The sequence below is a fragment of the Fredinandcohnia onubensis genome (assembly GCF_002734285.1).
GTDB classification, from domain to species: Bacteria; Bacillota; Bacilli; order Bacillales; family Bacillaceae_L; genus Ferdinandcohnia; species Ferdinandcohnia onubensis_A.
Genome location: NZ_NSEA01000019.1, coordinates 143,090 through 164,819 on the forward strand (window position 1 = coordinate 143,090; position 21,730 = coordinate 164,819).

A 21,730-nucleotide genomic window follows, 5' to 3' on the forward strand; every position below is an offset into this window, starting at 1 on the left:
TGATTTTTGTGTCACCACTAAATTACTTCATTCCGGATTTTAACGAGGTGGTGAGGATATGTCTGAGTATATTTTAGAAATGCGTAACATCACAAAAACATTTCCAGGAGTTAAAGCACTAGACAATGTGAATTTAAAGGTGAAAAAGGGGGAAATTCATGCACTAGTGGGGGAGAATGGTGCTGGAAAATCAACGTTGATGAAAGTATTAAGTGGTGTTTACCCAAGTGGAACCTATGAAGGAAGCATCTACTTTGAAGGCGAAGAATGTCATTTTAAAGATATTAAACAAAGTGAACAAATTGGGATTGTTATCATCCATCAAGAGTTGGCATTGAGTCCCTTTTTATCAATCGCAGAAAATATCTTTTTAGGGAACGAAAGACAATCCAAGAAGATTATTAACTGGCAGGAAACTTATTCAGAGGCAAAAAAGCTGTTAGAACGAGTTGGATTAGTTGAATCACCGAACACAGCTGTTATGGATATTGGGGTTGGGAAACAACAACTCGTAGAAATTGCCAAAGCACTTTCCAAAAATGTAAAACTCTTAATCTTAGACGAACCAACGGCTGCCCTGAATGAAACAGATAGCGAAAACCTTTTAAAGCTTTTACTCGAACTAAAAAAACAAGGAATTACCTCCATTCTGATTTCTCATAAATTAAATGAAGTATCTAGTATTTCGGATAACATTACGATTTTACGAGATGGACAAACAATTGAGACGTTCGAAGCGAAGGGTGAAAAGGCATCTGAGGATCGAATCATTAAAGGGATGGTAGGGCGTGAGTTGACGAGCCGTTATCCCGAACGAATCCCGAACATTGGCGACGTTATTTTTGAAGTAGAAAATTGGAATGTCTATCATCCGTTACAGCGTGACCGGAAAGTGATTGACAATGTGAATCTCCATATTCGTCGCGGGGAAATTGTCGGCTTAGCAGGCTTAATGGGAGCTGGACGAACTGAGCTTGCGATGAGTATTTTCGGGAAAACGTATGGGAAGAAAATTACTGGGCTGTTGTATAAAAATGGTGAAGAAATACAAGTAAACACAGTAAGTGAAGCGATTCAGCATGGAATTGCATATGTGTCAGAGGACCGGAAAACATACGGCCTAAATTTAATTGACGATATTAAACGGAATATTACTCTATCAAATCTCAAACGTATATCAACGAATACGGTGATTGATGAAACCAAGGAAGTTCAGGAAGCTCAAATATTACGAGAACGTTTAAATATTAAAACTCCTACATTGGCTCAACTGGCGGGAAATTTAAGTGGTGGAAATCAGCAAAAAATTGTCTTAAGTAAGTGGATTTTTACCGAGCCCGATATTTTAATCTTGGATGAACCGACACGTGGAATTGATGTAGGGGCAAAGTTTGAAATTTATTCACTCATACATGAATTAGCGGCTGAAGGAATGGGTGTCCTAGTGATTTCATCAGAGCTTCCAGAGGTATTGGGGCTGTCAGACCGTATTTATGTCATGAACGAAGGTCGTATAACGGGTGAGCTTGGACGTGAAGAGGCGAATCAGGAGAGTGTGATGCGTTATATGACGGGAACAGGAGGGACAAAACGTGGAAACCCTAATTAATTTATTTCGAAACAATATCCGTGAATATGGAATGATCATTGCACTTGTGTTCATTGCTGGTCTATTTTGGATTTTAACGGATGGTATATCTTTTAGTTCATTAAACTTAACCAATTTAATCCTGCAAAACGGGTTTATCCTCGTCCTAGCAATTGGGATGGTTTTAGTCATCATTACGGGGAATATTGATTTATCTGTCGGTTCCGTCGTTGCAATTGTTGGGGCAATTGCCGGAGTCTTAATGATTAATCATAATGTGCCGGTATGGCTGGCTATTATTCTATCACTCGTTGTTGGAGCAATCATTGGAATTTGGCAAGGCTTTTGGATTGCGTATGTCGGGATACCATCCTTTATTGTGACCTTGGCCAGCATGTTAATTTTCCGAGGTTTAACCTTGTATCTCTTAGATGGAAAATCACTTGCACCATTTCCTGAGTCATTTGGCATGTTAAGCGGGGGCTTTTTATCAGCGATAGGTTCAGGAGAATTGCACTTACTTACTATTCTTTTATCTATTATTCTATCTATCGTCTTAATCTATATGGAGTTCAGAAACCGTAAAAAGCAATTGACATATAGCCTTGAAGCAAGCCCGTTATGGCTATCTGTTACAAAAATGGCATTGCTAATTGCAGTCATTAACTGGTTCGCGTACCAATTGGCGTTGAATAAAGGAATTCCAACGGTGTTAATCATTGTTATTGTTCTCATCGTGATTTACACCTTTGTGATGAAAAACACAGTCATGGGCCGTCACGTGTATGCAACAGGTGGTAACCAGAAAGCGGCTGATTTGTCCGGTATTAAAACAAAGCGTGTCGTATTCTGGGTATTCGTGAACAACGGAGTGATTGCAGCCTTAGCTGGATTAATGTTTGCTTCGCGTCTTAACTCTGCAACACCTGCAGCGGGTAACATGCTTGAGCTTGATGCCATTGCATCCGTTTTTATCGGTGGTGCTTCTATGGCAGGAGGCGTAGGAACTGTCATCGGTGCCATTGTCGGTGGACTCGTCATGGGAATCATGAACAACGGTATGTCACTCATTGGCGTCGGAATCGACTGGCAACAAGCAATCAAAGGACTCGTCTTACTCCTTGCAGTAGGGTTTGATATCTACAATAAAAATCGGGCTGGGAAGTAGCGGGGTGAAGTGTCCCTGGTTGTTGCACAGTGGCCGTGGCGTTGACCGATGGGTTGGGCGTTGTCCTACGGGTCCGTTGCGCTGCCGTGGTGTCCCATGGGTCCATGGTGTTGCCCCAAAGGTGGGACAGAGGGACAGGTCCCTTGTCCCAGGAAAAAAATGGTGGGACGCGGGACCTGTCCCCGTGACCCATTAGAGGAGGGATGTGATGTGAGGATGAATCATGATGAAATGCAGTTGGCGATTGCGAAGGGTGAGACTTCATTGGGGATTGAGTTTGGATCCACTCGGATTAAGGCGGTTTTAATTGATAAACATTTCGAAACGATCGCGTCTGGTAGTTATGAGTGGGAAAATCGGTTGGAAAATGGTTATTGGACGTACAGTTTAGAGGATGTTATCGCTGGTTTACAAGCAGCTTATCGTGGAATGAAAAGTGAAGTAGAACGAAAATACGGAATCACGATTCGAACAATTGGTTCGATTGGCTTTTCGGCCATGATGCATGGGTATTTGGCTTTTGACAATAAGGGAGAGCTACTGGTTCCATTTCGAACTTGGCGAAATACAACGACAGGTTCTGCAGCGAATGAGTTAACTAACCGATTTCAATTCAATATTCCGGAAAGATGGAGTATCGCTCACCTCTACCAAGCAATTTTAAATAAAGAGGAACATGTACCTCGAATAGATTATCTCACTACGTTGTCTGGCTACATTCATTGGGTCCTGACTGGCAACAAGGCCATCGGAATTGGCGATGCTTCTGGTATGTTCCCGATTGATGAGGAAACGAAGGATTACAATGAAGCACTAATTAAGCAATTTGATGGACTTGTTGGGGTAAAAAAGTATCCTTGGAAGCTTAGAGATATTCTCCCGACCGTTTATATCTCAGGAAAACAAGCGGGTCTTTTAACAGAAAAGGGAGCTAACATCCTAGATCCTTCACAGCAATTGCAACCTGGTATTCCAATTTGTCCACCAGAAGGTGATGCAGGAACAGGGATGGTGGCGACAAATAGTGTAAGCAAACGCACTGGAAACATCTCCGTAGGAACTTCCGTTTTTTCCATGATTGTATTAGAAAAAGAACTCTCAAACGTTTATCCGGAAATTGACATCGTTACGACACCGAACGGGAGTCCTGTTGCGATGGTTCATGCTAATAACTGTTCAAGTGATATAAACGCTTGGCTGGGATTGTTCCGAGAATTTTCGGAAGCGATGGGGTATGAGATTGATACCGCTAAATTATTCAGCGTGTTGTTCAACAAAGCGTTGGAAGCAGACCGAGACGGTGGAGGATTGCTAAGTTACGGTTATTTCTCAGGTGAGAATATCACTGGGTTGGATCAAGGTAGACCATTATTTGTTCGTTCTCCGGAGAGTACTTTCAATCTTGCGAACTTTATGCGGACACATCTTTTTACAGCCTTTGGTGCTTTAAAAATGGGAATGGATATTTTAACGAAGAAAGAAAATGTTGCAATAGATAGCATTCTAGCACATGGTGGACTATTTAAAACGCCTGTCGTGGGACAAAAAATTGTAGCGGCCGCAATGAATACTCCTGTTTCTGTCATGGCTACAGCCGGTGATGGTGGTGCTTGGGGAATGGCTATCCTTGCTTCTTTTATGATGAATAAAAACAAGAATGAAAGATTAGATGACTTTCTTGATAACAGAGTTTTTAAAGATGTGATTGGGGATGAAATCAATCCTGATCCTGAAGACGTAGAAGGATTTGAAGTGTTTATTGAGCGATATAAAAAAGGACTTGAGATTGAGCGAGCAGCTGTTGAACATTTGCTGTATGTCAAGAAAGAGGGAGGGGTAATGTGTTAGAGCATTTGAAGGAAGAAGTATATCAGGCGAATCTAGAATTGCCCAAACATGGCCTTGTAAAATTCACGTGGGGAAATGCGAGTGCCTTTGAACAGGATCGTGGTTTATTTGTGATTAAGCCTAGTGGTGTTGATTATGAGACGATGAAACCAAGTGACATGGTGGTTGTTGATTTAGATGGGAATGTTGTTGAAGGAGATATGAACCCCTCGTCAGATACAATGACTCACGCCGTGCTATATAGGCATTATCCTGAAATTGGTGGCATCGTTCACACTCATTCAACATGGGCGACAATTTGGGCCCAAGCAGGTCTTGATGTTCAGGCGATGGGAACAACTCATGCCGATACATTTTATGGCGCAATCCCATGTGCACGTTTTTTGACACAAGAGGAAATTGATCGTGGATATGAAGCGGCGACGGGTCAGGTTATTATTGAAACATTTGAAGAACGTGGTATCGATGTTTTAGCGGTTCCAGGTGTTTTGCTCCGTGGTCATGGTCCATTTACATGGGGTAAAGACGTTAAAGGGGCAGTGGTGAACAGCGTTGTCTTGGATGAAGTTTCAAAAATGAACCTGTTTGCAAGGGGACTAAATGACCTCGCATCAGACCTACCACAACGTATTTTAGATAAGCACTATCTACGAAAGCACGGGAAAAACGCATATTACGGCCAAAAGTGATCGGAAGGGGATTAGGATGGAGAAAAAGGAATTTTGGTTTATCGTAGGCTCCCAACATCTATATGGGGAAGAAGCGTTAGCAGAAGTAAAAGCGCATGCTCAAGAGATGACGGATGCCTTAAATGAAAATGGTGTACTACCTTATCCACTCATTTTACAAGAATTAGCAGTTAGTGCAGATAAAATTACGAACGTAATGAAAGAAGTAAACTACCGGGATGAGGTTGCCGGTGTAATCACGTGGATGCATACATTTTCACCTGCGAAAATGTGGATTCGTGGAACAAAATTATTGCAAAAGCCACTCCTACATTTGGCAACCCAATATAATGAGAGTATTCCTTGGGCATCTATTGATATGGATTTTATGAATTTAAACCAATCAGCTCACGGTGACCGGGAATATGGTTTTATCAATGCCCGTTTGAAAAAGCAAAATAAGGTGGTAGTCGGCTACTGGAAACGACCCGAAGTTCAGAAACAAATTGCAGACTGGATGGATGTAGCGGTTGCTTATAATGAAAGTTTTAACATAAAAGTAGCTCGGTTTGGTGACAACATGCGAAATGTTGGTGTTACGGAAGGGGATAAGATTGAGGCGCAAATTCAATTTGGTTGGACAGTGGATTATTTTGGAATTGGTGATCTAGTTCGATATGTGAATGAGGTTAAGGAAGATGAAATCGCAGCCTTGTTTGCAGAGTATGAAGAGCTTTATGAATTTGATTATGGAAGTTACGAGAGAGAGGCCTGGGAAGCAAGCGTAAAAGTGCAAGCAAGCTATGAAATCGCGATTAAGCGTTTCCTTGATGACGGTGGATACAATGCTTTTACAACGAACTTTGAAGATTTATATGGCATGAAACAATTACCTGGTCTTGCAGTTCAGCGTTTAATGGCACAAGGCTATGGGTTTGCGGGTGAAGGCGATTGGAAGACGGCAGCACTGGATCGCTTACTAAAGGTAATGAGCCATAACCAATCAACGGGGTTTATGGAAGACTATACGTATGAGTTGGCTCCTGGTAGGGAATCAGTTCTCCAGTCACACATGCTCGAAGTAGACCCAACATTAGCAACCAATAGACCGAAAATTGTTGTATCACCACTCGGCATCGGTGATCGAGAAGATCCCGCACGCTTAGTATTTGACGGGAAGGCAGGAGAAGGTGTCGTCGTCTCGATGGCCGACTTTGGTACCCATTACAAACTATTAATCAATGAAGTTTGCGCATTTGAACCATCCATTCCAGCCCCAAATCTTCCAGTAGCGCGTGTGCTTTGGGAGGTAAAGCCAAACTTCCAAGATGGCGTCAAAGCGTGGATTGAAAACGGCGGCGGCCACCATACAGTTGTTTCATTGAAGTTAACAACAGACCAAATCATAACCTATGCCAAACTAGTTGACCTCGAATACGTCCTAATAAAATAAAAAGCTTTGGAACGCAGGTCCCTCGTCCCACTTTTGCGTGGGCCAAGGACCTGTCTCTAGTTACTATTTTTGGAGAATAAATTGCCGTAAGAGAAGTGTGTTCAAGCACTTCTCTTTTTATTATACTTTTACTGTACTCTTCAATTACAGAGAAAGGATGGACAATATGAAAATCAACCGTATTCATCATATTGCAATTATCTGTACGGATTACAAGAAGTCAAAAGACTTTTATGTAAATAAACTAGGTTTTACGATAGTAAATGAAACGTTTCGTGCTGAACGTGATTCGTACAAACTTGATTTAGCTGTCGGGGATACCTATCAAATTGAGTTATTTTCATTTCCGGACTCTCCAAAAAGACTAAGTTATCCGGAGGCAGCAGGTCTACGTCATGTAGCCTTTGAGGTAGACGATATAGAAGAAGCGGTGAGAGAGCTAACAGCAAAAAAAATCAAAGTAGAAGATATACGAATTGACGAGGTAACCGGTAAAAAATTCACCTTCTTTAAAGACCCAGACAACTTACCATTAGAACTTTACGAAAGATAGTGGGGCAGAGGGGGATGCCCCTCTGTGGCCTCTCTGTCACAGTGACGCCCCGAAGATTGTCGAATGGGACAGAGGGACAGGTCCCTTGTCCCGGATAAAAATGGTGGGTCACGGGACCTGTCCCTGTGACCCAAAAATGAAACCATTTTCCGGTTTCTAACGTATTACTTACTATATAGTAGGGAGTGAGTTTTACAATGTCTGAACCTAAGGTAGGGGAAAAGAAGCGAAACAAGAAAATGGAACTGCTAATAGGAGTCGTCTTTCTAGGGTTAGTTTTTGTTTATATTTTTGGCGTTTTTTGGTTGCAGGAGGTTGTTTTCTCTGACCATGATGCGTTTATAACAGCAGCTCTCGACGTTACCATAGGCATGGGGTTTTTGGGGATTCTACTGATAATAATCGCTATTAAGAGTCTATTAAAAGGTGAAATGCCTCCTCTAAAAGTAAGGCCTATTTTTAAGATTTATATTCCTTCCATTGTTTTCATAGCTATATTAGTGCTCAGTTTCGATCATTATCTATCTATTAGCCCAAACAAAATTACTTGGTCCCCGTTTTTGTCAGTCGGAAAAACAGAGGTGTACAGCTGGGATGAAGTAGAGTATGTAAACATTGCCGCTCGGGATGGTGGAATGCGTGAGTCAAATGGAGCCTACTTTTTGAATTTTAGTGATGGAACTTACATAGATGTCTGGGATGCGAGAGGAATGGACCGTGCTGAAAATATTAAGAAAATTGATGACTTTGTAAGAGAAAAAGGGATTGCACGATATGTAAATAGCAAACCGAGTGCTAAACAGATCAATAGAGAATATAAGGAGAAAGAGGAAAGAGATATCATTAATAAGGTATTTTCCGAGTAGAAATGGTCACAGTGACGCCCCGAAGATTGTCGAATGGGACAGAGGGACAGGTCCCTCGTACCAGGAAAAAACTGGTGGGACAAGGGGGCCTGTCCCTGTGCTCCGCAACCTTAGCCCAAGTTCCCTTTGTTTAAACGCCTTTGCAGTTCTTTTATGACTAGAGAAGGTTTGCTTATTACTCCGTCAACTGGTGTTCCTAGTCGTTTTTGTAAGGCTGAGATTGTGATTGGCCCTAGGTACCCGTCCTGTGTAACGCGGAGCCATTTTTGCAATGCTTTTATGACGATTGAGGGCTTGCTAATGTAACCATCAACGGGTGTTCCGAAATATCTTTGGAGGGGGCTGATTGTTTTCGGACCGAGATATCCATCAACAACTAAGTTTTCTTTAGGTGGATTAACTATTTTTGGCTCGGTTTTAGGTACTGGTTCAGATTCAGGTCCAACATAACTAACACCTTCATCAAGACAAATAGCGCTGACCACACATTCATACATGCCTTCACGATATGACTTATTTTTGATTTTCTCTGATTGTGAGCCATCTACAAATTCATATTCTAGTATAGTAGTACGACAATTTCCTGTAAGTCTATGCATATAGTAATAATCCCCTCCCGAAGAATTCTTGCGGGTATACACAGGTCGTGGTCTAACTGGATATCTAGCTTTTCTAAATTCTTCAATTAGGATTTGCTCAAAGTTACCATTAGAATAAATCGAATGGATTGCTTCAACTCCACTTCCTCCACCTGAGTTAAAATGATGGGAAATACATTTTTTATATTTCTTCACCTTCGAGGTTCTCGGCTCGGGATTTATTGTAACATCACTTGAACGAGTCAATTCACTTGAAATCCCTAATTCAGCCAACCGTTTGTCCACATAAAGTGCAGCTTCTAGTGTATATATCTTCTCCGTATTCCCATTCGCTACCGCACCCGGATCACTACCACCATGCCCAGCATCTTGAATCCAACTCATAAGAATCACTCCTTTTCTATTAAAATATGTAAAATTACACATTTACGCGGACAGTGGGACAGGTTCACTGTCCCACCTTACTAATAGTGTGTGTCGAGGACCCTGTCCCAGCATCCCAACCAGGATAGGGATTAAATACATAGAGGTTACCGCCTTGAGCACCATCTTTGTCTTCAGTTTCATAGACTTTTAACATCCCAAGACGTATACACTTATAAACCACGCGCTTAAATGTTGAGAGGGAAAAGGCTGGTTCGCCCAAACCCTTGTCTGGGCAACATACGATCGTTCTCATGGCTTCAAAGCAAACCCCAGGAACCCTTGAAGATAATTGAATTAACTGATTTAACCCGTACATTTCTCCTCGTGTGAAGTTCTGTTGATGATCGATAAGCCAAATTTCAATATTGGTTTTAAATTCCTCAAAATCGTAAAACTGTGAATACTCCTGAATATCGTTGCTAGCCATTATTTTTATTTTCAGCAACTCTGAACCCCCTTTTACCATAGTTATAGATATCAATCAGGCAAAAAAGGGCATCTGTCCTTAAACCTATACTTGTGCTTTTGTACATAAGACTTATTAACTAATTTTACTAATTTAGGAAAATATGGGTGATCAATGTAGTAGTATGTAAATGGTGTGATTTTGATAGGGACAGAGGGCATGTGTCCCATTGTTGGAGGGGGAATTAAAGTTGAGGAAACTTTTAATGAGTTTGGTTATGCTGATGCTTGTGTTGTCGGCGTGTTCGAAGGACGAGAGTCAGCCGGCCCAAGCTGAACCAGAGGAACCAAAATCGGAGGAAACAACTAAGGCAGGAAAAGATGAGGAGCAAGAGGAGGAAACTTATACTCCGAAAGAAGTTGCTTACTATGAAATTGAAGGTGTCGAACGTGAGCTCACAGAGCTTGAACAAGAAATGCTGCAACATCCAGGGATTTTTAGTGGTGACAACTACGATGAGGCAAAAGTTCATGAAGCACTCGACCAGTTGCCGGATAACCTTACAAAGGAACAGTATATGGAAGAACTGAAGTATTTATTGACAGAGGATTATCATCAGGAAGTGGAGACGCTCCTTACTTTCGATTCGACGATTGAAGTAGAAATTGATCGCCCCGATGAAACGGTCGATTCTCCTACCTTAAAAACAGCTCACTACGCCATTTTAGTGGATGCCAGCGGCAGTATGGCGGCAAAGGTTGGTGGAAAAACAAGAATGGAAGCTGCGAAGGAAGCTGTAATGGAATTCGCGGAACAAGTACCGGAGAATGCAACGATTTCACTCCGTGTATACGGACACAAGGGTTCAAACTCTAATGCTGATAAAGGCCTGTCTTGTGACAGTACGGAGGTTTTATTTAATAGTAGTTTTGAAACGGCAGGATTCCAAAATGCGTTGTCACAAGTGAAGCCGGTTGGATGGACGCCTATCGCGCTTGGATTGCAAATGGTAAAGGGGGATATTCCAGAGGGAACTGACGATGTTGTGGTTTATGTCGTAAGTGATGGGATTGAGACCTGTAACGGTAATCCAGTGCAAGAGGCGAAAAACCTCGTTTCATCCGATATCCAAACAGTCGTCAATATTATTGGTTTTGATGTGGATAATGAAGGTCAAAAGCTTCTTAAGGAAGTAGCGAGTGCTGGAAATGGTGAGTTCACGTATGTTAACTCCGAACGGGATCTTAAAAATTATATGAGAGCGCAGTATCAAGAGATCCAAAAGAAATGGTTCGAATGGAAAGAAGCTGGGAAGAAGCAAGCCTTCGATATAAAAGAGGAAAAAAAGAAAATTGCTTTTGACACAAAAGAAAGCGTGAAGGAAAAGGCCTTTCGTGAAAAAGAGCAAATGAAAGCAGCACAGGAGTATCTTGAGAAACGTTTCGAGGATTATGACCATCCAGTCCGAGATGTACGCTCTATGGTTATCGACTACACGAATGCCAAAAGACGATATGGGATCGATACAAGTAACCAACTCCGAAGGGAATCCATCGATAACGGTAACCGAGAACGACGTGAATACATTGACGAAGGTAACCAGAAAATAAGAGAAACCATTGATAAGAAAAATGGAAACTAACAGACTAGGGGCAAGCTCCTGGTCTTTTTTTTTCATGTGAGACGAGGGACAAAATAGTTTCGGAGATCAATCAGTAAACTAGACTATTTTTTGTGCGTGTGACATGCAGGTTTTGTCGATGAAATCATATTTTATGTAACCAAACCTTAACAAGCCCTCAATAATCCCCTTCTATAATGGAAGATAAATTAGTCATGGGACGAGGGACCTGTCCCCGTGACCCACAAAAGGGGAGATAATCAAATATGGCTATTCCTAAAGGTGTTTTGAATAAGCCTGTTTTTGTGAAGCTTTGGGAGAATTATCCGCTTTTTTCAAAGGCAGTCATTAATGTTGGTATTTTTCTAAAGTATAAGACGCTAAAATTGGCTAACATTCCAAATAAAATTACGCTTCCTTCTAGAAATATTATTTATATCAATAATGCTGAAAACCGGGGGCGGGCGCTTTTAATAAGTGATGGGATTACGCAATCGCGAGTGACCGAATTCTGGGAAAAAGCCGTGAAATCGTACAAGCCGTCACTCGTTTTGGACATTGGCGTAAATTACGGAGAGTGCATTTTCTCTACTCAGTATGGACAGGACACGACAATTGTTGGAATTGAAGCGAATAAATATTTGATGGAGTACATCGAGCGTTCCCGCCAACAACACGTCAATCGGGATCAAATTAACATCATTCATGCCTTTGCGGGAGAAAATGAAAATCAGGACCAAGCTTTCTTTATTGATACCCATTGGTCTGGTACTTCATCAGGCGTGCAAATCTCAGATAAAAACACCATTGAAAAGACGGAAGTACCTGCGATCACAGTTGATTCTCTTTTTAAACAGGAAACTCTAGAAAATCACAGACTCTTATTTAAAATTGATGTCGAAGGGTATGAGTACAGCGTGTTAAAAGGAATGATAAATCTCCTAAAAAACTGCCGTGAAATCAAAGGAATTGTTGAATTTGACAGTCGGTACCTAGAAAAAGCGGGAGTAAACCTGAATTCATATCTGGATTTTTTATCCGATCACTTTGAAATTAAATTTTATAATGAAGATAACAAGTTAAAAAGGTTATCCGCTCCTTCAATATCTGCACTGCAGAAGGAGCTTGGATCCGAACATATACACACCGATCTAATCCTACGGGGCAGAGGTTCAGTGTCCCACAAATTGTCTATCAACCAGCCGTATTGATAAGTATGAAACAGCTTAAAAATGTAGTTTATATAAGGTGTTTATCGATAAGGCACATGAGTAAAAAAAGCTCTGTGCCTTTTTCATCCTCCCATAATTTTTCACTGAATAGGGCACAATGAGTGTAATAAAAATGCTCGTTGTGCCTTTTTGGCATGTAGTTGCGGAACTTGGGACGAGGGACCTGTCCCCGCGACCCACACCCCAATCCACAAAAAGTGAGGGAATTTTGATGCAGTATACTACTTATCAGAAGGATATGTTTCAGGATACTATTTTTCAGAGGGATTTGACTTCAAATGCTTTGAAGTACATAGCTCTTATTGCGATGTTTTTTGATCATCTGTTTGCAGGTTTTATCCCTCAGGAAACGGTAGCTGGTTTTGTTTTGCGGATTCCGGGAAGGGTTGTAGCTCCGATTTTTTGCTATTTTATTGCTATGGGATATTTTTACACATCCAATATTAGAAAGTATATCGAAAGACTGGTTATATTTGCAGCTATCTCTCACTTTCCGTATGTACTATACTTTAAATTGTCCCCGTGGAAAACGACGAGCGTCATGTGGGGCCTCGCGTTGGGCCTAATTGCTTTGACGATTGTAAAAAGTGAAAAGCTCCCAATGTATGCGAAACTTGCCCTAGTGTTCTTATGCTGTATGCTTGCGTATCCGGCAGATTGGAACTTCGTGGCCGTATTGTGGATTGTTTTTTTCGGGATCTATCGAGACCAATTGAAAAAACAAATTATCAGCTTTGTACTTATCGGGATTTTTGCGCATATCATACCTCAAATCATCAATATGGGCTGGCATCATGCGTATCAAATCGGAATTTTCTTAGCCATCCCGTTGTTACTGATGTACAAAGGTAGACGTGGTCGTAAATCAAACCTTTTAAAATGGGGCTTTTATGTCTTTTATCCATTACATTTAATCGTTTTATATATTATAAAATACGTGATTTACGCTTAGGGGGAGGGTATATGTCCAGATTTAAGATACTTGCATTTATTTCATTTTTACTGGTACTTGCAGCTTGCTCAAACGTTACAGAAGAAGCGACTGTTGAAGAGTCCGTAGAAGCAGTGGCGAATGTTCAAGAGACCGTTCCGCTGGAAGAGTTAGAGCCAATCCCGACTCCTGAAAAATATGAGGGGGATTTGGAGTTGCCGATTAATGGTGCTACAGGATATACATCGGTCGATTTAAACCTAAAAACTTCTCCGAATCAAGACTCTGAAACTATTGAAACACTAAATGCTGGAACAGCTTTTACAATCATAAAAGAGGAAGGAAATTGGTGGTTCGTGAAAGACCCCACCTCGGAAGGCTGGATTGATAGTACGTATTGTTTTATTAACCTTCCCGACGTGATTCCTTCCATTGTATATGATAGCAGCAACACTTATTCTTCTAAGTTCGTGTCGTCTGGAATTGAAATCCCAGGAATAACGGGACAAGCCTTGTATGAGGGGAACATTTTTAATGAGAGGCTTGGAAAAGAAGAATTTATAGTGCCAGTTTTGTATTCCATGTCAAAAAAAATACATCTCGCACAACAAGAAGCACTTGCGAATGGGGATACGCTTGTCATCTATGAAGGATATCGACCGTATTCAGTTCAAAAAGCAGTAGTAGATGCATTGACTTCTGTCGCATATGAGGATATGGCTGTGATGGCTGGCATAAATACAGCTCCGTGGAGCACAGGTTGGTTTATCGCTAGAAACATTTCGAACCACCAAATGGGATATGCGATTGATGTAACTTTGGCTAAGGTTGAATCAAAGGAAGAAGTTGCAATTGGTGAATATTTAGTTACCGACATCACGGATTACACGGAGTATACGATGCCAACTCCTATTCATGAATTAAGCTTGGCATCCATTACATTTACCAAGCCCGTCCCATCATCATCTCCAACAGCATGGAAAAATGCAGTCCTAGCAGACACAATGAATGAGTCAGCAACAACACTCCAAACATATCTAACAAATGCTGGACTCACACCACTGGCATCAGAGTGGTGGCACTTCAACGATCTAGATGCCATGAACCAAACCAAGCAAAACCCAAGTGACGGGGGCTACCTATTATCTGAGATTTTAAGCGTAAGCCCATAACGGGGAAAAGGCAGGTGGGTCAGAGGGACAGGTCCCTCGACCCTATTCCACTATAGTGAAATTCCACTTTAATAAAATCTGTACTAATCAAGAATTTTAATTTCAAACAAACGTTTGTTTAGCACTCTAAATCAATAGCAACCTAAAGAACGATATTCAATCAATCGTTTGTTTGGACGGAATTTCGAGATGTGAAAATAGGCTGTTATAGTGGGGAGAGTCCACGTGAAATTATTTGAGAAAAAGATAAGGCGCAACGAGTGGCTGATATACCACTCATTGTGCCTGTTTGTTTTTAGTGGGAGTGGGACAGGGGACCTGTCCCTGCGACCCACACCATGAAGGAGCCCTTTGTTCCTATTCTGATGGGACTCGCATAGTGACGGTTGTTCCTTCACCAAGTTTACTGTCAATCTCTATTCCGTATTGGTTTCCGAAGTAGTATTGTATTTGATCGTGTACATTTTTGATGCCAATATGCTCTTCGGCCAAGGTATTTGAAGGCTGAGAGAGCCGAAGTCTAATTTCTTGAAGCTGATTTGAATCCATACCCACTCCATTATCCTTCACCATAATGTGAAGCTCTTTGCCTGAAAATGTAGTGGTTACTTCGAGCATACCAGGGCCATTTTTACGTTCCAATCCATGAACAATTCCATTTTCAATAAGTGGTTGTAAAGAAAAATGTAGGATTTTTACAGAATCACTAGTTGGAGCTAAGTTTTCAACATATTGAATTTTATCCCCAAACCGCATTTGTTGTACTTTAACATATAGACGGGTATGATTTAGTTCCTCATTCAGTGAGACTGTTTCTTTTCCAGTTTGTATATAACTTCGAAATAGACGGCCTAGTAAACCGACCATTTCACTTATATCGCGTTGCTTGTTTAACACCGCCTTCATTTGAATCGATTCGAGTGCATTCGCTAGAAAGTGCGGGTTGATTTGACTTTTGAGCGCTCGATATTGTGCTATTTTTTGTTGGGCTTTTAAGACAGAAGAGCGTTCAATAAAGTTCTGAATGTCAGAGACCATTTTTCGAATTCCTTGAAAAAGGACACCAAATTCATCCTGGCGGGTGCTACTAAGGTTAACATCGAATTTGCCTTTGCCTACCAATTTAACCTGCTCACTTAAAAAAATTATAGGCTTGGTGACACGAGTATACAATATATATAAAAATAAAAGGGCAGTAACAAGTGAACCCAAAGCTAACCCCAGTGTGATCCTACGAAGTAAGTCCGCCTGTTTGGTCATTTTTTCTTCATCTATATATTGAATAACCTTCCAACCAGAGTATGGTGAAGTTACAAAATTAAGATATGAATTTTCTCCATCAATCTGTGTATAAAAACTACCTGTTTCATTTTCTTTAATGGTAAGGAAAGATCCATTCTTCTTAGTTAGTTCAATTTGAGTATCCTCAGAATGATATATTAGTTCTCCCTTCTCATCAAGAATAACGAAGTTTCGGTCATGGCTTTCTGAAAGATCTAGAATTTCACTTAGTGATTTTGAACGAATGTTTATAAGTAGTACACCTAACGGTTGTCTTGTACCCTTTTTGTTAATCACCCTCGCGACAGATAGAATTGATTCACTTGAAGATTTTCGATGGAATGGTTTATGAGTCCCTAATAATACGATTCCACCTTTACGTTCAAGCGTCTGTTTATACCAATCTTTATTTGAAAAGGTATGAATATCATAATCAACGCTTCTTGAACTAGTCGAATAAAATACACGGTCATTTACAAAAATTTGAACACTATCCACATTTTTAATGGTCATTTCAATGGTACTCATAAAATGTTCGATGGCATTTTGGTATTGTATACTTTCAAGGGCTTCTTTATCTTCAGTATTATTCCAGTGTATTAGCGCATCCTGAAGTTTTTGGTCCATCTGTGCAGTAAGCGTTCCCATTTCGATGCTGTGTAGATACTGATCAATATTGAATGATAGATTGTTTAGGATCAGATACGAACTATTTTGGAATTCATTTTTAACGGATTTAACTGAATATATATAAGTAACCACAGACATAATGACAAGCGGTATAGTAATGGTTACAATCATAAGCACAAAAATCTGATGATTCACATGTTTAAATTGAAGGTTTTTTGATACCCACCTTAGTATTTTCATAGGTTCAATACCGAATCTCTCTTCTGAATTCTGTTGGCGTCATTTGCGTAACGCTTTTGAAAACTTTCACGAAATGTTTATAACTCTTGTATCCACACATATTGCAAACATCTGTGATTGAGAACTGAGGCTGTAATAAACATTTTTGCGCGTATTGAATTCGAATTTCCGCTTCAAATGTTTTATAATTTTTATTTAATTTCGATTTGAATAGGCGACTTAAGTAAGATGGATTATAAAAAAAGTGCTCTGCAACCATACTTAGCGTGAGCTCTTGATTAATATGTTTTAGTATAAAGGCTTCAATTTGGTTGAAAAGTTTGAGGTCTTCTGAGCTGTTCTTTTCCTTTTTTATAATTTTTCCGTTTGGGCTAGCATGATGCTCCGGTATAGAACGAGATTGAGCCTCAATCCTTTTTGTTTGTAGCTTTTCGATGCAGCTTACCATCGTTTGGAGGCTCTCTTCATATTGCAAGGGCTTTAGGAGGTAAGCATGAACTCCCCCATATTGAATCGCCTTTTGGGCATACGTAAATTCATTATGTCCAGTCAAAATTATAAATTGAACGTCGGGAAGTTTAGGACGTAGGTTTCCGATCATTTCTAGTCCATCCATTTCAGGCATACGAATATCAGTTATGATTAAGTCCGGACGTTCACGAAGAGCGACTTCCATTCCTTCTTTGCCATTCTCAGCTTCGACAATACTATGAACTCCAAGCTCATCCCAATCAAAATATTGCTTTAAACCAGCCCGTACAAGAGGTTCATCCTCTGTAATCATCAATTTATACATGACATGTCCCCCATTGATTTGATGGTAAAAAATGATTTACTTCATATTGTACTAAAAAATCTGATAATTTAATAGGAACAGTTCAAGTGAAGTAATAGACTTTGAGAATGAAGTAAGAATAGGACTACTAATGTAAAGTCCGTGGGATTGATAAACTTGATATTGAAACCTATGATAGGTTTGAAAACGCTTTACTAATTATATTTAAGGAGGAGAATGAGGATATGAAAAAAAGGCTTAGTATAGTAGTTTCAATTGTTGTAGCTTTCCTTTTCTTTAGTCAGGTGCTGCCTGTTGCTGCTACGTCTTCCACTGATTTACCAGAACCACTTTTACGCGTTGAAAATCAGAGTCTTACAAATGGTTATGATGTTAGCGATAAGGTGGATCAATTGAAACAATTGGATGAAGGGACGATTATCGTAAGATTTAGGCACACAGGTTCGTCCGTTATGTCACTTTTTTCTTTGAGTAATAATCGTGTGCGTGATGGTCATTTTAATTTATATATTACGCCATCAGTAGTGGGAAGTGAAAATCGTCTAGAAAAACCGGGTGAGCCTAAAACAAACATTCATATTAACACTCAGGTAATTTTGAAAGAAAAAGAGGTTCATACTCTAGCAATGGTAATGGACAAGGAAGTAGGGTATAAGTATTTTCTAGATGGTAAATTAGTAAAAGAAGATTCACAGTCTCCTAGGAAATTCTTAAGTAACATTTATGAACCAAATAGTGCACAATTAGGAAAAACGGAACGAGCATCTGGTGGAAATCAATATATTTTCAATGGTGATATTGACTTTGCAGAAGTTTATAGCGAACCACTTGCAGATGATGTGCTTCTAAACATTACTGGTGAAACGTTTGCTGATCCATTAGAATTGTTAAATCCAATGCCAGAGACAGCTCATGTTACAGATCCTTATGCCGTTTTCTATCCAGGATTTATGGACTCAAACAATTACAGAATTCCTGCACTGATTAATACGGAGAAAAATACACTCATTGCAGGCATAGACCGCCGCGTAGTTCATGGGGGAGATTCGCCTAACAATATTGATGCGGTTATTCGAAGAAGTTTTGACCAAGGTAAGACTTGGGAAGAAGAGGGAATTGTCATCAATGATTACCCTGATCAGGCATCAAATATCGACCTGACTTTACTACAAGATAAATCAAATGAACGAATTTTTGCTTTAGTTGATGGTTTTCCTCACGGTGCCGGTCTAATGGGCGGATTTGGTAATAATGCCTACAAAGGGACTGGTTTTAAGACAATCGATGGTAAAAAATATATGTTCCTAAATGATGAGAGTGGGAAAGAATACACAATCCGAGAAGAAGGAAAAGTGTATGATGATGCGGGAGAATTAACGACATTTACAGTTGATCAAGATCGCAACCTATACGAAAACGGTGAAAAAATTGACAATATTTTCAGCCAGACTTCTCCATTAAAACCTTTTAAAACATCATACCTGGAATTGTACTACAGTGATGATGAGGGAGAAACATGGGAAGGTCCTATTGATTTGAATGATGAAGTGAAAGAAGAATGGATGATCTTTTTAGGCACAGGGCCTGGAAATGGCATTCAATTAACCGAAGGACCTTATGAAGGAAGACTCGTATTTCCAGTCTATTTCTTAAACGATTATAATAGGCAAGCAAGTGCTGTTATTTACAGTGATGACAACGGAGAAACATGGCATCGTGGAGAGTCACCGAATGAAGGTAGAGTAGTCGGAGATGGAGAAGTTATTAATGAAAAAGACTTTACGAACACTTCCTACGAAATTACAGAGTCTCAAGTAGTGGAAATGCCAGACGGCCAGCTTAAGTTATTTGCGCGAAATCATTCAGGTTATGCTCAAATAGCAACAAGCTTTGATGGCGGAGAAACATGGGATTCTGAGGTTGTTACTGAACAATCGTTAATTGCTCCTTATAGTCAAATGTCTGCCATTCGTTATGAAGGACAAATTGATGGAAAGGAAGCAGTTATATTCTCAAGTGCGAGCGATTCAAGAAGCCGTATTAATGGTGCTGTAAGAGTAGGTCTAATCGAAGAAAACGGGACTCATGAAAATGGTCGCACCAAATATACTTTCGACTGGAAGTACGAGCAACTGGTGAAAGAAGGAGCGTACGGTTACTCTAGTCTAACCAATCTGCCTAATGGTGAAATTGGCCTGTTTTACGAGGGTACAGCAAATACCGTTATGGATTATATCAAGTTTAATATCGATTATCTAAAATGGGAAAAGATTAAACAAGCACCGAAACCTAAATTAGAATCAATCAAAGCTGTATCGCAGCTTCCAAATGTGTATCGTCCAGGGGATAAAATTCAAGTGGAAGTGGTATTTGATGATTTTGTTATGTTGATGGGGAATAAACGTCTTCATGGCCTAATCGGAGGTGCCGAGCTACCATTCGAATTAGTGAAGCAAGTTGATTTAAATAAGTTTGTTTTTGAAGGAACTATCCCAAATTTATTACCTAGAGCATACGACTTTGAACTACAATTTGACCAGGATCTTTCCATTTACAATGTATATGGTGAAGCTTATACAAATAATGAGGGAGCTATCAAATTAGAGGATAAGGTTCGTATAGCAGCCAAAAAACAGTAAGCAAATACCTTGACTATCAAACTGTTACAAAGAGATTAGTAATCTCCTTTTTGTAACAGTTTTTTGTTACTTCTAATCAAAAATAAGATTCTTCAAATACATGTCAGAAATGACCTATGAATGTAAAATCCATGGGATTGTTATTGATAGAAATACATTCTATGATAATGATAGAATTTGAAAGCGCTTAAAATTGAAAAATTAAAGGGGGATATGGGATGGTAAGGAAAAAAAGACTCATCTTGTTAGTTGCAATTACACTTTTATTATCACTATTATTGTCTGCTTGTAGTGGTAAAACGAACACGAATTCGGGGAATGCAGAGAGTAGCGATGGATCAGTAGAAATTACATGGTGGACTTTTCCGAACTTCCAACCATTAGATGGTGAATTAGGTAAGTATGAAAAGGAGATCATCAAAGCATTCAATGAAAAGCATCCAGACATCAAAGTGAATTTAGAAATGATTAGTTATGAAGGTGGGCCTGAAAAGCTTAACCTGGCAATCGCTTCAAATACAGCACCTGATGTCATTTACGACGCCCCAGGTCGAATCATTGATTGGGGTAAAAAAGGGCTACTTGCTCCATTAAATGACATGATGCCAGACGAGGTAAGAAACGATATTTCACCGGCATTGATGAAGCAATCTATGGTGGGAGATACCATCTACATGTATCCATTCAACACAGGTCCATTCATGATGGCAGTTAATAAAACGTTGTTCGAAGAGATTGGAGCGCTTGATTTACTTCCTTTGGATCGACCAGACCGGACCTGGACGGTTGAGGAATACGAGAAGGCTTTACGTGCAGTAAAAGAAAAAGCTCCTGAAGTTATTCCTTCAGGTTTTTATGCGAAGAGTGTAGCTGGGGATCAAGGTACCCGTGGATACCTTACTAACCTAGGTGCAACTAGATTTTTAAATGAAGACTATAGCGAAGTTGCAATCAACTCAGAAGGTGGCGTTAAGGCGCTCGAATGGGTAGTAGAGGCTAACAAAGAAGGATTGGTCGCACCAGGTTCTGCATCATTAGATGCTGGCGATCATAATGACTTATTCCTACAGGGGAAAATGGCCTTTGCGATTAACTATTCTGCTGTTTTAAAATCTCTTTTTGCACCAAATAAAACAGAAGACTTTGAAGATGTGCTCCTACCTTATCCGACTCCGGATGGATCAGCACCAAAGCTGGAACCATTCCTAGGCGGTCTAGCCATCTTTAATAACGATGATGAAAAAAGAATTGAAGCATCGAAGAAACTGATCGATTTTATTGTAAATGATCCGGAATGGGGCAAGAAAAATTTAATTCAAACAGGTGGACTATCTGCCCGTAACTCGATTACAGGTTTATATGAGGGATCAGAGTATGAATATTCAGAGCTTGCCCGCAAGTTCATAACGGATCCACCAACAATTGCCGATGGTTACGCAGAAATTCGTACGTTCTGGTTCCCAGCGCTACAAGAAGCCATTTTAGAAACAAAAACTCCTCAAGAAGCACTGGATGAATTTGCGGAAAAAGCAAATGCTGCAATTGAAAGTGGAAAATCAAACAAGTAAGTAAAAAAGGAGTAGCGTGCGGTCATACGCTGCTCCTTTCTTAGA

General features: G+C 40.1%; 17 protein-coding genes. 13 read left to right on the forward strand and 4 right to left on the reverse strand.

What is annotated here, in order from left to right; genetic code table 11:
- The first annotated feature begins 58 nt into the window (after positions 1-58).
- The 7 genes from mmsA (at position 59) to CKJ95_RS17980 (ending at position 8,144) form a co-directional block, all read left to right on the forward strand.
- The gene (gene mmsA, locus CKJ95_RS17950) at positions 59-1,609 is read left to right on the forward strand and encodes a multiple monosaccharide ABC transporter ATP-binding protein (RefSeq protein ID WP_099354807.1); all 1,551 of its coding nucleotides are present in this window, start codon (positions 59-61) and stop codon (positions 1,607-1,609) included.
- A complete protein-coding gene (gene mmsB / locus CKJ95_RS17955; RefSeq protein WP_099354808.1) occupies positions 1,593-2,756 on the forward strand; it encodes a multiple monosaccharide ABC transporter permease in 1,164 nt (387 codons plus the stop codon). The genes mmsA and mmsB overlap by 17 nt, the downstream gene beginning before the upstream one ends.
- Positions 2,757-2,972: 216 nt before the next feature.
- Positions 2,973-4,604 (forward strand): xylulokinase, encoded by a 1,632-nt coding sequence (locus CKJ95_RS17960; protein WP_099354939.1) that lies wholly within the window; start codon positions 2,973-2,975, stop codon positions 4,602-4,604.
- Positions 4,598-5,293, forward strand: a complete 696-nt coding sequence (locus CKJ95_RS17965) for an L-ribulose-5-phosphate 4-epimerase (protein WP_099354809.1) — start codon at positions 4,598-4,600, stop codon at positions 5,291-5,293. Before CKJ95_RS17960 ends, CKJ95_RS17965 begins: the two co-directional genes overlap by 7 nt.
- Before the next feature lie 16 nt (positions 5,294-5,309).
- Complete coding sequence (gene araA / locus CKJ95_RS17970; protein WP_099354810.1) at positions 5,310-6,725, forward strand: L-arabinose isomerase; 1,416 nt, start codon at positions 5,310-5,312, stop codon at positions 6,723-6,725.
- Positions 6,726-6,891: 166 nt separating this feature from the next.
- Positions 6,892-7,278: an SMU1112c/YaeR family gloxylase I-like metalloprotein gene (gloA2, locus tag CKJ95_RS17975; RefSeq protein WP_099354811.1), complete on the forward strand. Its 387-nt coding sequence runs from the start codon at positions 6,892-6,894 to the stop codon at positions 7,276-7,278.
- Between the two features lie 197 nt (positions 7,279-7,475).
- Complete coding sequence (locus CKJ95_RS17980) at positions 7,476-8,144, forward strand: hypothetical protein (RefSeq protein ID WP_099354812.1); 669 nt, start codon at positions 7,476-7,478, stop codon at positions 8,142-8,144.
- Between the two features lie 110 nt (positions 8,145-8,254).
- Here CKJ95_RS17980 and CKJ95_RS17985 read toward each other — a convergent pair whose 3' ends face one another.
- Both CKJ95_RS17985 and CKJ95_RS17990 read right to left on the reverse strand, forming a co-directional pair.
- A complete protein-coding gene (locus CKJ95_RS17985) occupies positions 8,255-9,127 on the reverse strand; it encodes an N-acetylmuramoyl-L-alanine amidase (protein WP_180271575.1) in 873 nt (290 codons plus the stop codon).
- A 64-nt stretch (positions 9,128-9,191) separates the two neighbouring features.
- Positions 9,192-9,614: a hypothetical protein gene (locus tag CKJ95_RS17990; RefSeq protein WP_099354814.1), complete on the reverse strand. Its 423-nt coding sequence runs from the start codon at positions 9,612-9,614 to the stop codon at positions 9,192-9,194.
- 211 nt (positions 9,615-9,825) lie between these two features.
- Here CKJ95_RS17990 and CKJ95_RS17995 point away from each other — a divergent pair, with 211 nt between their 5' ends.
- The 4 genes from CKJ95_RS17995 to CKJ95_RS18010 all read left to right on the forward strand — a co-directional run bounded on the left by CKJ95_RS17995 (position 9,826) and on the right by CKJ95_RS18010 (position 14,531).
- Positions 9,826-11,217, forward strand: coding sequence for a VWA domain-containing protein (locus CKJ95_RS17995; protein ID WP_099354815.1), 1,392 nt, complete (start codon positions 9,826-9,828; stop codon positions 11,215-11,217).
- Positions 11,218-11,462: 245 nt separating this feature from the next.
- Positions 11,463-12,407, forward strand: coding sequence for an FkbM family methyltransferase (locus CKJ95_RS18000; protein WP_099354816.1), 945 nt, complete (start codon positions 11,463-11,465; stop codon positions 12,405-12,407).
- Between the two features lie 232 nt (positions 12,408-12,639).
- The gene (locus CKJ95_RS18005; RefSeq protein ID WP_099354940.1) at positions 12,640-13,380 is read left to right on the forward strand and encodes a TraX family protein; all 741 of its coding nucleotides are present in this window, start codon (positions 12,640-12,642) and stop codon (positions 13,378-13,380) included.
- An 11-nt stretch (positions 13,381-13,391) separates the two neighbouring features.
- Complete coding sequence (locus CKJ95_RS18010; RefSeq protein ID WP_099354817.1) at positions 13,392-14,531, forward strand: M15 family metallopeptidase; 1,140 nt, start codon at positions 13,392-13,394, stop codon at positions 14,529-14,531.
- Positions 14,532-14,888: 357 nt separating this feature from the next.
- Here the strand turns inward: CKJ95_RS18010 and CKJ95_RS18015 are convergent, their stop codons facing one another.
- Together CKJ95_RS18015 and CKJ95_RS18020 are read right to left on the reverse strand one after the other, a co-directional pair.
- Entirely contained in the window at positions 14,889-16,682 is a 1,794-nt protein-coding gene (locus CKJ95_RS18015) for a cache domain-containing sensor histidine kinase (RefSeq protein WP_099354818.1), read from the reverse strand.
- A gap of 4 nt (positions 16,683-16,686) precedes the next feature.
- Positions 16,687-17,478: a response regulator transcription factor gene (locus tag CKJ95_RS18020; RefSeq protein ID WP_099354819.1), complete on the reverse strand. Its 792-nt coding sequence runs from the start codon at positions 17,476-17,478 to the stop codon at positions 16,687-16,689.
- A 224-nt stretch (positions 17,479-17,702) separates the two neighbouring features.
- On the opposite strand from CKJ95_RS18020, the gene CKJ95_RS18025 reads away from it, so the two are divergent.
- Positions 17,703-20,117: a sialidase domain-containing protein gene (locus CKJ95_RS18025; protein WP_099354820.1), complete on the forward strand. Its 2,415-nt coding sequence runs from the start codon at positions 17,703-17,705 to the stop codon at positions 20,115-20,117.
- 218 nt (positions 20,118-20,335) lie between these two features.
- On the forward strand, positions 20,336-21,685 hold the full coding sequence (locus CKJ95_RS18030; protein ID WP_099354821.1) for an ABC transporter substrate-binding protein: 1,350 nt from the start codon (positions 20,336-20,338) through the stop codon (positions 21,683-21,685).
- Positions 21,686-21,730: the final 45 nt, after the last annotated feature.

Bases quoted from the DNA above. Each gene is read 5' to 3' on its own strand.
- CKJ95_RS17985 (WP_180271575.1), bottom strand. From the start codon at position 9,127: ATGAGTTGGATTCAAGATGCTGGGCATGGTGGTAGTGATCCGGGTGCG.
- CKJ95_RS18005 (WP_099354940.1), top strand. From the start codon at position 12,640: ATGCAGTATACTACTTATCAGAAGGATATGTTTCAGGATACTATTTTT.
- CKJ95_RS18000 (WP_099354816.1), top strand. From the start codon at position 11,463: ATGGCTATTCCTAAAGGTGTTTTGAATAAGCCTGTTTTTGTGAAGCTT.
- CKJ95_RS18025 (WP_099354820.1), top strand. From the start codon at position 17,703: ATGAAAAAAAGGCTTAGTATAGTAGTTTCAATTGTTGTAGCTTTCCTT.
- CKJ95_RS18015 (WP_099354818.1), bottom strand. From the start codon at position 16,682: ATGAAAATACTAAGGTGGGTATCAAAAAACCTTCAATTTAAACATGTG.
- araA (WP_099354810.1), top strand. From the start codon at position 5,310: ATGGAGAAAAAGGAATTTTGGTTTATCGTAGGCTCCCAACATCTATAT.
- gloA2 (WP_099354811.1), top strand. From the start codon at position 6,892: ATGAAAATCAACCGTATTCATCATATTGCAATTATCTGTACGGATTAC.
- CKJ95_RS18030 (WP_099354821.1), top strand. From the start codon at position 20,336: ATGGTAAGGAAAAAAAGACTCATCTTGTTAGTTGCAATTACACTTTTA.
- CKJ95_RS18020 (WP_099354819.1), bottom strand. From the start codon at position 17,478: ATGTATAAATTGATGATTACAGAGGATGAACCTCTTGTACGGGCTGGT.
- CKJ95_RS18010 (WP_099354817.1), top strand. From the start codon at position 13,392: ATGTCCAGATTTAAGATACTTGCATTTATTTCATTTTTACTGGTACTT.
- CKJ95_RS17960 (WP_099354939.1), top strand. From the start codon at position 2,973: ATGAATCATGATGAAATGCAGTTGGCGATTGCGAAGGGTGAGACTTCA.
- mmsA (WP_099354807.1), top strand. From the start codon at position 59: ATGTCTGAGTATATTTTAGAAATGCGTAACATCACAAAAACATTTCCA.
- CKJ95_RS17980 (WP_099354812.1), top strand. From the start codon at position 7,476: ATGTCTGAACCTAAGGTAGGGGAAAAGAAGCGAAACAAGAAAATGGAA.